Raw genomic sequence first — 12,083 nt, 5'->3', positions numbered from 1 at the left:
CCGCCTGACCTTCACGCATCGCCATCATAGAGCCCGCCGCGCCCACGCACGCGTGCCAATCATGCGGCCTTCGTCGTATGCGTACATTTCGCGCGGCATTAAGGCCGATGAAGCCGTCCTGAATGAGAACGCGCTCGCTCGCAGACACGCCCATAACTTCGCGGCTATCAGCAGCACGGAAGGGTGGGGCTTGCGGACACCGATGTTATCGGAGGAGAAGAGCCGTGGGCTTGCAAGCCCCAAATGTCAGCGGCTCTCATGCGGTGGATGAGTCGAAACTGATGTACTCGATACGACACAAAGGGAATGGTAAGCCAGTGGAGCAGTTCAATTGAGCAGGTGTCGCCAACAGGCTCATCGAGGGGCCAGCTGGATCTCAACCTCGACTGTTTCCATTAAGTGTTCCGGCCAGCTTACACGCCATGACGCTTAGTATAGGCGGTTGTTGATCGTCTCGCTCAATTCCGGAGAGCGTTGCCTGATTCCTTCCGGATGTACCGGGACACCTTCTGCGGCGAGTTTTGTCGAACACCTCGGATGCTATGATTTTCGTCTCCGCAAGGGTGCCCGTCAAAATCGAAGATGATCAGTCCAGGCCGAGGCCGATCGGAGGTCGTGATTGAGGATGCGACACTCATTTCGGGTCACCCGGACGAATAACGGGCAACAAATCAAGTCCCTCGTGACGATGGACGACGACATCCGTTCCGTCCAACATGATGACGTCGTATGAGGGTGCAGCCGCGACGAATATGGGCTTGCCATATTGTTCCCAGTCCAGAACGATATGCTGCGCCGTGCCACGGCTGGCAGTGAAGGAGATTCCTGACAGACTGCCTGCTGCAGCGACATGCCGATGACCAAAGAGCATGTGGCGGACCGATGCGTTTTTCTTAACAATGGAAAAGAACCGCTCGGTCTCCTTCATGTCGCATGTCCTAAAGCAGGGCACATGCAAGTCCGATGGTGAATGGTGCATAGCAACCACGACTGGTCGGTCGGCGCCACGGACAAGCTGCTCTTGGAGCCATTCAAACCGGCCACCGTCGAGACAACCGCCAGGACTAATGTCGTCCTTCGAGTCGAGCAAGACGAGGAGCCACTCGTGCAGGTCTACAGCCGCCTGAACGAAGCCTTCTCCGCCGAAGACGCCTCGAAACGCGGTGCGGTTGTCATGGTTGCCGATGGTCAGATAGACGGGGAGCCGGACGTCCGACAAAATCTCGCGCAAGAGCACATAGGCGGCCGGATCCCCCGTGTCAGCAAGGTCGCCGGTAATAAGGATGAGTTTCGCATCTGCGTGTACGCGCGAGACGTGGTCCAAGGTGTCGCATAATCTCTGCGCCGGATCGATGCCGTAAAGCATCTTGCCAGGTGCGACAAAATGGGGGTCTGTTATATGAATGATTTTTTGCATTGCTCCACACTTACATAAGCCCGACTCCGGAAGGAAATGGGGCAAGAAACAGGTCTTAGGTTGGACCAGTAAATGACCATTCGTTATGGGGACCATTTATCGGCCACAAAAGCGACGATTTCAGCGGCGCTGACATGGACCGGGCGCCGCAATATGTTGCCTTGAGGCCCATTATGCGACCGCCTTCGTCGCTTCGTTACACAGGCACCTCAAAATTTGTGCCATTTCCGCCCGTTCAGAGTGGACGGCTGCGTACCGCTTGCAATCGTTTCGGCCGGGCCGGTAGAATCCTCGACCTCCCGCTAGGTCACCTTGATTCATGGAGTGTCAGGCGAAAAGTTTCCATGCGGAGCCGGCCCCATTCGAGCGGCCGGGTTTTACTTTCCGGCGTCCTGCACCAACGCAACGAGGCCCGGCGTCGGCGTCGGCTCCAACTCGGGGAAACCGCGCAAGCCTAGCAGGGCCAGGCACGCCTTGTTGCGGGCATCCACGACCGCCTGCAGCCGCTCCAAGGATGCCGCCCGCCTGTGCTGAATCAGCGCATCCACGATCGCGCTACGTACCGGTTCCCTCCGAAAATGGTCAGGGGCCACTCCCACTTCGATGTGAGTCCGCCGCTGGCTTGGGGCTTGGGGCCGGTTAGACCGCGCCGAAGCCCCGCGGGCCTTCACGGCCTAGATGAATTTTGAACGTGCCTCTCTTCCGGGGCTGCCCAGCTTTCTATGAAATCCAGCGGATCTACGCTTTCCATCATTGCCCTCGCGAGCGTCATACGGCGCCAAACACGGCCCTTGATTGTCAGAAAAATAGAGTATGAAAGCGAGGGCACCATCAGCGTCAGATCAGATTATGAAGCGCGCGCACGCCAGCGGCCGCGGCAGTGTTTTCACGCCCAGTGATTTTCTCGACATTGCTGGCCGTGCGGCAGTCGATCAGGCTTTGTCGCGTCTGGTCCAAGGCGGCAAGCTCCGACGCCTGGCCCGCGGCCTTTACGATTTCCCCAAAGTGCACGCAAAGCTTGGTCCGCTATCACCGGCGCCAGACGACGTAGCTCAAGCACTCGCCGGTGAGACTGGATCGCAGGCACAGATCACTGGAGCCCGGGCAGCAAATGCCCTTGGCCTATCCACGCAGGTGGCAGCCAAGAGCATTTATCTCACCGACGGCCCATCCAGGCGTGTTGTGCTTGACAAGCGAACCGTCGATTTGCGTCACGCTTCCCCGAAGCATCTGATCGCGCCGGGTAGCCCAGTCGGGACCATTGTCCAGGCCCTGCGGCATCTTCGTCCCTCCCGCGCCATCGATATCGCTCATGTGGCTGCCCGCAGTCTATCTGCCGGCGACAAGAAGGTGCTTCCTAATAGTGCCGCACAAGCCCCAGCTTGGATGAGGCCAACGCTTATGTCTATCGCTCTAGGCGCGTCCGGGCCGGCTGATGGATAAGGTTGCTGTTTCAAACCGCTCCGATCGCTCCGCGCTGTTCGGCCAGGCAGGCGCGGCGCGTGGCGTCGACAACACCATCATCGAGAAAGACTTCTGGGTCTGCTGGACGCTGAAGCGGCTCGTCGAGTTACAAAAAGAAAACGCACCCGCCCTCGTGTTCAAAGGCGGGACGTCGCTGTCGAAAGCCTTTACACCTCTCCTTCGATCGGACTGACCTTGGTTACACTGGTGAGCGCGATCCCGAGAAAGAAGGCCTTAGTCGAAAAGCTGCGGGCAAACTCATCGATGCCCTCGTAGCCGATACCGAAAGGTACATCGCGGATTCAGTTTTGCCGCCACTTCAAGACGCCATCGCCCTCGCACCTCGGCATTCCAGATGATGGTGGATGGTCACTGGGAATCGACGGTAACGACCCCCAGACCGTTAACTTTCACTGCCCGACTGCCCTGTCGGCGGGAGGGTACGCAGGCATGACTTACATCACACCTCGGGTGAAGCTAGAATTCGGCGCCCGAGGCGATCCATGGCCGACCGAACAGCGGACCATTCGCCCATATGCGGCCGACGACTTTCCGGATTTCTTCGACGATCCAGACTGCACCGTAACCGTGCTGTCGGCACGACGCACATTCTGGGAAAAGGCCACTGCACTTCATGCGGAGGCACACCGGCCGGATGAAATTCCGACTCCGCAATACTTCTCGCGGCACTACTATGATATCGCGATGCTCCTAGAAACTGCGGATGGGAAGGCCGCAGCGACCAACTTCGACCTCCTCGAGCAGGTGGCGAGGCACAAAGCAGTATTTTTCCGCTCGGGGTGGGCTAACTACGATACCGCCCGGCCCGGCACGTTACGACTGATGCCCTCTGAGGCCAGGCAGAGAGACCTCCGCGCTTCTATCGCGACATGTCTCCGATGATGTTCGACGAGAAGCCATTAGCATTCGACGAAATCCTTGCCCGGATTCAAATGCTGGAGGGCGAAATCAACGCCCTAGCCTCGGCTCCCTAAATTCCTCCGAATAGTAATGTCGCATTCCGCTACCGAGCGAATCTATTCCAAGCGTTCCATCCCGTCTTAGGCCTGTTTTCCAGTGTGAATGTTAAAGGGTTAGTATGCGCTCGATTCATTCCTCATTCTGAGCTGTAGACAAGCGTCATCCGTTCTTGACTTGTTCCGAAATCATCACGCATATCAGTTACCCAAAGCTGGCGGAGCAGACGAATGAGCAATTTGGAGTTAAAAGAATTTCATTCCTTCCTTGAAGAGTTGATTGAGGAATCGTCACGCGAGGGACGGTTCTCGGTCGACAAGACTATTAGCACGATTGTAACCCGGTACCCCGAGCGCATTGCGAATGTTCAGGATCACATCAACGACCTGGGTCTCAGGGCGCTGGTTCGAAACAACTGTCGCGCTAAAAATAGCGCGGCCAGCACCGGCCCTGACATGTTTGGCCACTATCGCCTCGGCAAACGTATTTCAGTACCGTACCGAGATGAGAAGGGCAAACTGCGCTGGGATAGGAAGCGGCGCAGCGAGTTATCTTTTGCTGACCTCGATGAGATCGTGGCACGCTGGAGTGACCGTCCCACCCGTCAGTCGCAGGAACGCCGGGATTTCGACGATATCGCTAGAAGGACGAAACCATATCGCAACGAGGCGCACAGTGTCGGCGAGGCCCTCGAAATGGCGCAGCGAGACGGCCGATAGACTAGCATCCCGCGTCGGGCAGCAGCCTATTTCCGCTGAAACTTCCTAGCCTACCAGATGCTGGACTTATGCGGGTTCTACAACAGCTTCCGCATTCGCTGCGGCCTTTTTCTTACGCTTCTTTTTCATTCCTTCCGCGTCGGCCGAGTTGTCGGATACGAAGGTGTAGCTGCGCTCTATGCCCCGCACATGAAGAGCCTTCATAGTTCTCATCATGCTGATGCGGGAAAAGAGAGGCAGATTGAGCGACCGGTTTGCCGGGTCCTTTCGGGTAACAATGACAAACTGAATATGGCACTTGCCATCGGCTAGGAGAGCCATTGCGTTTTCTGACCCCTCGGCATCCAGCGCTGCCGTAAGGAGCACCGCCAACCTTGCGACCGCTTCGGTATCCAGCCGAAGAAGCTCAATCGCGTTGATCCCTTGATTGAAAAGGTGGCTGAGCTGAGCCGAGAGCGTCGAAATCTTAACATGATAGAATACCGCACTTCCGTTCTGGACTGCCAGCAGGTCGCATGGTTCCACCTGCGTCTGGCCTTCAGGAGCGATGTTCGTTTTGTCGAGGCACGCAATTCCGGCCTGGGCCTGGGCAACGGCCAGATTGTACGCACCTTCGCTCGACTGCGTATAGGCGGGAAGATTTGCGGCGATGTAGAGCGGATCGAGATAGGTGGTGAGGCGGGTAATGTAATTGTTGTCGACGCGGTACCATTGTCCTTCCGAGAAGTGGAACGTTGAGCCACCCGCAATCGCGAGCGTTGTATCGAACACAAGGCTCTTGAGAATGCTGTACCTGTCTCGCGAGGCCCCGTCCTCATCCGTGAGGACGAGGCTGTGGTGAGACAGGTCATTAAGACCCACGTCGGCCAATTCGAAACTCCTGCTGGCGAGGTAGTCATAGTAGCGCCCGATATACACGTCGTCATATATGAGGCTGGGGCCAGTGCCAGAGAAGGCGACGAACACGTTGTCGCTGTAGTTTATAATCTCCGGGACCGTGAGGTTTAGGTCCGGGTCCTTGGCATGTAGAGCCGCCAACAACTGTTCGTTCAGAGCAACGAGTGTTGCCGGATCCTTCACTGGCACGATGTTCTGTATACCTGGAAATGATACTTTGAACTGCTCGGCGCCGTATAGCTCCAGCAGCTTCTCGCAGAGCTGAGCAAGACCCTCAGCGAGAGTGTCGGTGCTGATGCGCAGATTGCTGGCACCGGTAGCATGGCGAAATAGTTCCTTGTGTTCGTCTCGCACTTTGCCGGTAAGGCTCCGCAGGATGGTGCTGTCGCGATCGAAGTCGAAAAGTGTCAGCTCTGACTCGATCGGCAGCTGCGTACGCTGGCGCTTTGCCGCGCTCGGCTCGAGCGTGTCCGTGCTTTTCAGCTTTTTCGGATCGAGGCTGTTGAGCGTGACACGCAGGCCGAAGTCATACTCGTAGCTCGTATCCCTGAGATTGTGTGCTACATGTCCGAACGATAGCGCGAAGCACCTGCCGCCAATCGGAAGAAAAACGAGTGCACCCTTGCTCACTTGGTCGAGATTCTTCTGGACGCCGAAATAGCCCCTCCACCAAGGTGGCCGCGGGTCACTGTCGAGCACGAAAAGTGTGGCCCCCTCGGGCAGGAAGCCAGCTTGGACCTCTGCATCCAGCGGATGGTCGTCGACAAGCGCATTTGCTTGGTCGAACCCCGGCTTGAGCAGATAGATTGAAAAAGATCGACTCTTGGACATGCATCCCCCCAAACTGTAATGGTAAGGGGATGGGAGGCAAAATACAAACAGCGTGCGCTACTGATTATTGAATATCCGCGTGGCTTTGGCCTCGTGGCTTTCGCTGGGCTGCTCACCGAGGGACCGTCAGTCGCGCTAACTGCCTCGATTGCGGCAACATCGACCTTCCTCATGTCCATCGTCGCCTCAAACATGCGTTTTGCTGTGTGACTTACCCCACTGAGATGCTGGAGTTGCATTCAGCTGAAGGCCACATCAATAAAGCCCTTTCCCTCCCTAATTCGTTCGAAGTCGGTGCGTAGGGGCTGGGCTTTATCGAGCCATTCCCGTTCATATGTGTCAAAGTCAACTGGGTCCTTCGGTTTGAAATCTTTGAGATCAGCCTTGTAGATCCGCGTATCGCCAACGCGCCGCGCGATTTCCGTCATCAAGAGGCCACGCGGAATTGTGCGATATTTCCCACGCTCGGTCGACACGACCGCTATTGCTTTCGATTGGTGGCCGGCCGCCGGTACCGGCAGGATTGCATCCAGGATCGCAGTCGCTTCGCTGGGCTTTCCTTTGCCCATGTCCCATGGTGTACTATTTTCGCTGCCATGATGGCCGATCTTGAGGAAGTCGACGGCTTTGCCGAGCAGATCTTGGCGCTCGTTCCACATTACGTTCCACGAGCCATTCATCTTGCCTTCTTTGAAGTCGCCGTGCCATTCGGCATCGCCGACAAACAGCAGGCGCTTCTTGTTCCATTCGATCAGCAGAACGATGCTGGAATTGTTTTTCAGCGTGCCGCCCAGTTCCGCGAATGCCAAAGCGTTCGACTGCATGCGGGCACGAAGGGCGCGAAAGAGGCCGGACTGATATTGTGGGGCAAAGGCGGCTCTTGCCCTTCCGCTGAGACATCGAACTCCTTTTCCTCGTCTAACGCGGCCGCTCCCAGCACGCCCTTCAATGTACGCTGGGCGGTCGCGCCGAGATAAAAACGATCGAAATCAGCCTCCGGGCCTAGGATATTGATTGTCGCTTTATGGAGTTTGATGCCATGCGTTTCGTTGGTTTCGCCGGAGTGCACATACGTCGGTTCTCCGCCGTCGAGCAGCGTCTTGCGCAATGTCTGCATGGCGCCTTTGTTGTCGATCTGGAAAACTGACAAGAGCTCGCTTGCGCGAGGGCTCAGACTGGGGCCAAGTGCTGCAAGCCCCCGCATGGCCTGCTCAGCCATCCCCCTAATCTTGCGGGTCTTTCCCGTCTGCGGATGCTTGGGATCCATAGCGCAGTTCATCCAAACCGCGCCGACCTTCATGTTCTCGAACAGCTTGGGATCGAAGCCCGCTATGTGATCCTTGTGCTCGTGCGTGACAACGACAAGATCGAGGCGCTTTTTTCCGTTCTGTGCGTCTGGCAACTCGCTCTCAAGTTGCTTCATCGCCGTGGCAAGGAATTTCTCTTCGCTCCAGGTGCCGCAGTCGATCAGCATATGGAATGCGTCTTCCCTCTTGTCGGTCTTGCCTGGGATCCGGACATAAATGCAGTCGCCCAGACCGACGTCGTACAGGCGGATCAGGAGCTCATTTGCCATCTAAGCGCTCCCAAGCTGGAATCATCGTCATCGTAAACATGAAAGTGCGGCGAGAGCTCAAACCGAACTGAGCCGTCAACTTCGCGCGCGATCAGCGGCGGTGTAAGGCTTCCAATGAGACCTTCGGGGCCGGCGAGTTCCTCGCCAACCATCCCCTCGTCGATGCGCCTGACCAGCGCGTCGAGATATTCCTGCTTGCGCTGCTTGCCAGCCTCCAGCTCAGTCAAGGCTGCCTTCTCGGTGCCAAAGAGTTTTTTGCCTGCTTTACCTTCTCCATCGCCACGCTTGCGGTGGCAAAGGGTTCGCTGCCTGGCTTGCGCGCCCAATAAAGCAGGCTGCCATTTACGTCGAAGACCATGGTCGCGCCACAGAGGAGACTGGTCGTCTTGCCATTAAACGAGCCAAACTGTGTGCCCACCAACGCCAGATCCTCGCGCCACAGATATTGGAGGATGATCTGTTTGGGCTGGAAGAGGCCCGGGCCGACCATTTTCTCGGAGGTGAAGACCTCATCGACGATGATGTCGACATGGTCGGGAATGAAGAGCTTGTCGCGGTTGTCATCGAGATAACGATAGGCAGCGGCACGCGAACTCCCGGTGAGCTCCGGGTCGTGCGTAATTGTTCCTGGCATCCGATCGTACAAGGGCGCGCGCACCAGCAAGTCGGTCCTCTCCTCTGCGGTCATGATCTCGCGGTGGACGAAAATATCGGCGATCATCTCGTGATAGTTGTTGGGGTCGGTTGGATTTGCGATCGCGAGGTTGCGTAAGACAGCCCGCGCATAGTCGTTGAACGTAACCTCGACTGGCGGCAAAAGATCGAGCGCCTGGATAGCAATTGTCTGCATCTGAGCGACCGCATACTGTAACGATTGAGCCGGTGTGTGTGTCTCCCCGTCGCTGCGCTCTCGCTTGAGATATTGCTAGGCCAACGCAACGAAGATGTCGAACATGGCTCCGGTCATCACCTCCGAGAGGACGTGAGGTTCGACCTCATCCTTGTATTTGCCCAGCAAATGATCATTGGCCGCGCTACGAAGGTATGGTTGTCCTGACACGGCGTTGCCGAACTCAGTGGCGACCGAAGCGATGAGTTCGTCGCCGGATTTCGTCTTCAAGTGGCCCTTGGTCCGGACCGCAAGCTCCTTGCGGAATGAATTGTTCCGCAACGTCATCAAGATTGCGGTCAGGTCACCAAGGAATTCGTGAAAGGCACCCGTCTGCGGCGAGACCGCTTCCAGAAGATAAGGCCGAATGCCATCCAGCAGTGCATGACCAAACTCGTGATTGACGATATCGCTGGACAAGCAGGTGTGAATGCGCTGACCGCTGTCATCGTCAAAATAGTAGAACTGCAGTGATTTGCTCTCTCGGTCGTAGTAGGCGTTTGCACCGTAACCGGCATTCGGCGTGACCAGAAGCCGATTGCCTTCGAACGCCCAGGATATGCGCCGGCCGAGCCCGCTTGGGCTCTCGAAGAAATCAAGTGTGCTTTGCAAAATTGCCCAGGTGCTGACCTGGCGGAAGTGAGCGGTTTCTTTCAGAACTTTATCGACCTTGCAGCCCTTAGGATCGAGAAAAACCTTCTCGCCGACGCTCCATTTCGCCGGTTCTTCCAGCGTATTTGTGGTGCTGTCGTAATCAACAATAGCGAACCTCGCGCTTGTCGGGCCATCGCCAATGCGCGGCTCCCAAGGCACATAAAAATCGTCATCGATTTCCAGGCCGGGATTCTGCTTCGCGACAAGGGGATCTATGTGTCGAAGCGAACCTTGAGGCCGAGCTTCTTTTGCGTCGCCCCATCCAGAAACCGCCGGGAGGCATAGACATCTCGCGTCTCAGCAGGCGAAAGGCTCACCGCTACAGCCTTTTCGCCCTTCTTAACGGGACTGCTCTTTTTCGCCATCTGCATCCCCCTCGAATGACTGCGAATCGGCCCTGCAATTGTGAACTTGAAGATATCACGGCTGCCTGCGCTAGCTGCCGGCTTCTTTAGCCAACCGATCTTTCATGAGGTCACCATAAGGCTCAACATCGAATGCCGTTGGAAAATTCTCAGGCTTATATGCCGAGATGGCCGCCTTCCGATCCAGAACCGACTGATGAACAAACGGCCGCGGCTCCAGTCGCTCGATCGTGCGAGGCTCGGCCTGCGGAAGATAGAAACCGAGCGCCGATTTTCGCTTCCATTCACGCCATTTGGCCGATTTTGGAATCCACTCGAGCGGCTTCCAGCCCCAGGTCATTGAATCGTGCACGGTCCCAAGTGGATTGGGGCTGACGAAGTTCATCTTCCCCTCACCCTCTCCTGTTCCGAAGACGAGGCGCTCCCGCATCCGAGAATTGATCTGCAATCCAAATGCCGTGGCTTCATCAATCATCCAGTCGAGCGGAAATTTAGAGATAGCGCTGTCCTCTTCAGGATAGCCACTACCGACATCCGAATGACATCCGGCGAACCAGACTTGCCTGATATCTTGCTGGTTTGCCGGCGCAGTTTTGTCGAAAGGATTTTCGACGAACGGCTGCGGCTCGACCCACCGGTTCAGGCGGAACATGCGACGATGCTCATCGATCGCAATCGCATGGCGAAAGACCTCGACACTCGGATTGGTCCTTGTATGCGGCAGTGTCAGAAGCTGTGGCAGAAGTCGGTCTCGTCGCGGCACGATGACCGACGCCACCGTGTCCCATACACCAAGAAATTTGATGCGAGCGTCTCGGGCTCCTGAGACCTTAGAAAAGTGCCAGGCAACGCTGAGATCGTGCTCATCGCTGGCTTGCTTGTAAGAGCTCACGGCATACTGGACGATGTTGAGCTGATCCGGTTGCAGCAGGCCGATCATGTGGATCAAGCCCGCAACAGCTCGAGCTGTGTAGGCTCCTCGGCTGAAGCCAAAGAGGAAAATTGCGTCCCCTTCTGCGTAGTGTCGGCAGATGAATGCGTAGGCACTGGCGATTTCAGCATCGAGCCCATACCCGGTCGCAAGCTCAAACACAGATTTGGTGTTTTGTCGCCAGCGGGTCCAGGCGTCGCTGGCCCCGATCGTGCCTATGCCAGCGTCGTAGTAGACGCGCTGTTCCTCGCTCTTCTTCAGGATGCGGAACAGCTTCAAAACGTTCGAAAGATTGCGCTCGATCTGATTTCCCGTACCGTCGCAGCAGACAACGATGTTTTTCCCCACCTTGTTTTACGCTCCCCCACTGATGCATCTAGACTAAACTGGACGATTTTGAACCTGTATCGTCTAGCACGGTTTTTCGGTCGGACCTTCCCCGAAGCAGTCTAAATCTCCGTTTTAGGTTCGCGTTTCCTGCGGATACGGGCCGCAGGTCGGAAGCATACCGCGAATTGAAGTGCGACAATTGTTGCGCTCCTCTAGGATTCTGTAATCCGAATCACTAGTGTAAGTTATTTCGTGGACAGCAACACCGGCATGGACATCCAAAAGGCGATTTCTAGCCTCCTCAATCCGTCGAAGCTAGGCGCGCACGTCGCCTGCGCCGTCGCGCACGACGCGCAATGCGAAGACGACGGGCCACGGACCGCACTACTCCATGTGCGTTTCAAGGAGGACGAACCGCAGATCGATGCCCTAGCGGAGTTTCTGTGGGGCCAGTGCATGTACTACGCCCTGCCGCGAAAGCGGCGGCTTGAGTACACGGCGGCGATCGAGAAGGATTTCACACTGATCGCCCGGGTGCATCAGGCTGTCCGGGACGTCTTCATCACCTTCAATGCCACCAGCCCGTCGCGCGCTAGCGAACTAGGCGAGGTGCTCGCCTATTGCGTCGTTCAGCACCATCTTTCAGCGGCACAGGTCGCGGCAAAGATGGCGCTTAAAACCTCCGCCAACATGCCAGTCCACGGCCTAGACGGGATCCACGCCACTTTTGAAGGCGATGCCTGACAATCTTTTTCCTGGAATCGAAGCTCGCAGGGAGCGCGAACGCCGGCCTTAAGGACTATGCCAAATCCGCCGCGGGATTTCTCGCCAACCGGAAACAGTACCTTCGCGAATATGAGTTGGTATCGGACCTTGGGCATTTGGACTCTCTGGAGGGCGCGGCCCGGGAAGCGGCGCTCGATTTCTTCGACATCGTCGGCAAACCTCGGCAGCCTCAAAGGCCTTTCGTATTATGTGGGGGTCAATCGAATCGCCCTCCAAGGCTGACAGGCAGAGGGTCACCGCCTTATG

At 56.7% G+C, this 12,083-nt stretch carries 15 protein-coding genes; 5 read left to right on the top strand and 10 right to left on the bottom strand.

Annotated features, from left to right (window positions below):
- Window positions 1-634: 634 nt before the first annotated feature.
- Both NKK47_RS33765 and NKK47_RS33760 read right to left on the bottom strand, forming a co-directional pair.
- Window positions 635-1,417: a metallophosphoesterase gene (locus NKK47_RS33765; protein WP_352579772.1), complete on the bottom strand. Its 783-nt coding sequence runs from the start codon at window positions 1,415-1,417 to the stop codon at window positions 635-637.
- Window positions 1,418-1,794: 377 nt separating this feature from the next.
- Window positions 1,795-1,965: a hypothetical protein gene (locus NKK47_RS33760; protein WP_352579771.1), complete on the bottom strand. Its 171-nt coding sequence runs from the start codon at window positions 1,963-1,965 to the stop codon at window positions 1,795-1,797.
- A 301-nt stretch (window positions 1,966-2,266) separates the two neighbouring features.
- Between NKK47_RS33760 and NKK47_RS33755 the strand changes: the two genes are divergently transcribed.
- The 4 genes from NKK47_RS33755 (at window position 2,267) to NKK47_RS33745 (ending at window position 4,578) form a co-directional block, all read left to right on the top strand.
- The gene (locus tag NKK47_RS33755; protein WP_352579770.1) at window positions 2,267-2,860 is read left to right on the top strand and encodes a DUF6088 family protein; all 594 of its coding nucleotides are present in this window, start codon (window positions 2,267-2,269) and stop codon (window positions 2,858-2,860) included.
- Window positions 2,853-3,074, top strand: coding sequence for a hypothetical protein (locus NKK47_RS35300; RefSeq protein ID WP_502894689.1), 222 nt, complete (start codon window positions 2,853-2,855; stop codon window positions 3,072-3,074). Before NKK47_RS33755 ends, NKK47_RS35300 begins: the two co-directional genes overlap by 8 nt.
- Before the next feature lie 257 nt (window positions 3,075-3,331).
- The gene (locus tag NKK47_RS35295) at window positions 3,332-3,784 is read left to right on the top strand and encodes a nucleotidyl transferase AbiEii/AbiGii toxin family protein (RefSeq protein WP_502897031.1); all 453 of its coding nucleotides are present in this window, start codon (window positions 3,332-3,334) and stop codon (window positions 3,782-3,784) included.
- Between the two features lie 305 nt (window positions 3,785-4,089).
- Window positions 4,090-4,578: a hypothetical protein gene (locus tag NKK47_RS33745; RefSeq protein ID WP_352530995.1), complete on the top strand. Its 489-nt coding sequence runs from the start codon at window positions 4,090-4,092 to the stop codon at window positions 4,576-4,578.
- Window positions 4,579-4,644: 66 nt separating this feature from the next.
- Here the strand turns inward: NKK47_RS33745 and NKK47_RS33740 are convergent, their stop codons facing one another.
- The 8 genes from NKK47_RS33740 to NKK47_RS33705 all read right to left on the bottom strand — a co-directional run bounded on the left by NKK47_RS33740 (window position 4,645) and on the right by NKK47_RS33705 (window position 11,069).
- Window positions 4,645-6,306: a DUF6119 family protein gene (locus tag NKK47_RS33740; RefSeq protein WP_352530997.1), complete on the bottom strand. Its 1,662-nt coding sequence runs from the start codon at window positions 6,304-6,306 to the stop codon at window positions 4,645-4,647.
- Between the two features lie 239 nt (window positions 6,307-6,545).
- Window positions 6,546-7,130, bottom strand: coding sequence for a ComEC/Rec2 family competence protein (locus NKK47_RS33735; RefSeq protein ID WP_352579769.1), 585 nt, complete (start codon window positions 7,128-7,130; stop codon window positions 6,546-6,548).
- Entirely contained in the window at window positions 7,085-7,882 is a 798-nt protein-coding gene (locus NKK47_RS33730) for an MBL fold metallo-hydrolase (RefSeq protein WP_352579768.1), read from the bottom strand. Before NKK47_RS33730 ends, NKK47_RS33735 begins: the two co-directional genes overlap by 46 nt.
- A complete protein-coding gene (locus NKK47_RS33725) occupies window positions 7,864-8,109 on the bottom strand; it encodes a hypothetical protein (protein ID WP_352579767.1) in 246 nt (81 codons plus the stop codon). Before NKK47_RS33725 ends, NKK47_RS33730 begins: the two co-directional genes overlap by 19 nt.
- A complete protein-coding gene (locus NKK47_RS33720) occupies window positions 8,106-8,732 on the bottom strand; it encodes a hypothetical protein (protein WP_352579766.1) in 627 nt (208 codons plus the stop codon). Before NKK47_RS33720 ends, NKK47_RS33725 begins: the two co-directional genes overlap by 4 nt.
- 75 nt (window positions 8,733-8,807) lie before the next feature.
- A complete protein-coding gene (locus NKK47_RS33715) occupies window positions 8,808-9,584 on the bottom strand; it encodes a gluzincin family metallopeptidase (protein WP_352579765.1) in 777 nt (258 codons plus the stop codon).
- 53 nt (window positions 9,585-9,637) lie between these two features.
- Entirely contained in the window at window positions 9,638-9,790 is a 153-nt protein-coding gene (locus NKK47_RS33710) for a hypothetical protein (protein ID WP_352579764.1), read from the bottom strand.
- Between the two features lie 70 nt (window positions 9,791-9,860).
- The gene (locus NKK47_RS33705) at window positions 9,861-11,069 is read right to left on the bottom strand and encodes a T6SS phospholipase effector Tle1-like catalytic domain-containing protein (protein ID WP_352531003.1); all 1,209 of its coding nucleotides are present in this window, start codon (window positions 11,067-11,069) and stop codon (window positions 9,861-9,863) included.
- A 234-nt stretch (window positions 11,070-11,303) separates the two neighbouring features.
- On the opposite strand from NKK47_RS33705, the gene NKK47_RS33700 reads away from it, so the two are divergent.
- Entirely contained in the window at window positions 11,304-11,795 is a 492-nt protein-coding gene (locus tag NKK47_RS33700) for a Hachiman antiphage defense system protein HamA (protein ID WP_352579763.1), read from the top strand.
- Window positions 11,796-12,083: the final 288 nt, after the last annotated feature.

Source organism: Mesorhizobium sp. M0019, from assembly GCF_040323975.1.
GTDB lineage: Bacteria > Pseudomonadota > Alphaproteobacteria > Rhizobiales > Rhizobiaceae > Mesorhizobium.
Note: the sequence above shows the minus strand (reverse complement) of the source record. Positions and strands in the feature narration are given on the sequence as shown.

Bases quoted from the DNA above. Each gene is read 5' to 3' on its own strand.
- NKK47_RS33765 (WP_352579772.1), bottom strand. From the start codon at position 1,417: ATGCAAAAAATCATTCATATAACAGACCCCCATTTTGTCGCACCTGGC.
- NKK47_RS33755 (WP_352579770.1), top strand. From the start codon at position 2,267: ATGAAGCGCGCGCACGCCAGCGGCCGCGGCAGTGTTTTCACGCCCAGT.
- NKK47_RS35300 (WP_502894689.1), top strand. From the start codon at position 2,853: ATGGATAAGGTTGCTGTTTCAAACCGCTCCGATCGCTCCGCGCTGTTC.
- NKK47_RS35295 (WP_502897031.1), top strand. From the start codon at position 3,332: ATGACTTACATCACACCTCGGGTGAAGCTAGAATTCGGCGCCCGAGGC.
- NKK47_RS33745 (WP_352530995.1), top strand. From the start codon at position 4,090: ATGAGCAATTTGGAGTTAAAAGAATTTCATTCCTTCCTTGAAGAGTTG.
- NKK47_RS33740 (WP_352530997.1), bottom strand. From the start codon at position 6,306: ATGTCCAAGAGTCGATCTTTTTCAATCTATCTGCTCAAGCCGGGGTTC.
- NKK47_RS33735 (WP_352579769.1), bottom strand. From the start codon at position 7,130: ATGCAGTCGAACGCTTTGGCATTCGCGGAACTGGGCGGCACGCTGAAA.
- NKK47_RS33730 (WP_352579768.1), bottom strand. From the start codon at position 7,882: ATGGCAAATGAGCTCCTGATCCGCCTGTACGACGTCGGTCTGGGCGAC.
- NKK47_RS33720 (WP_352579766.1), bottom strand. From the start codon at position 8,732: ATGCAGACAATTGCTATCCAGGCGCTCGATCTTTTGCCGCCAGTCGAG.
- NKK47_RS33710 (WP_352579764.1), bottom strand. From the start codon at position 9,790: ATGGCGAAAAAGAGCAGTCCCGTTAAGAAGGGCGAAAAGGCTGTAGCG.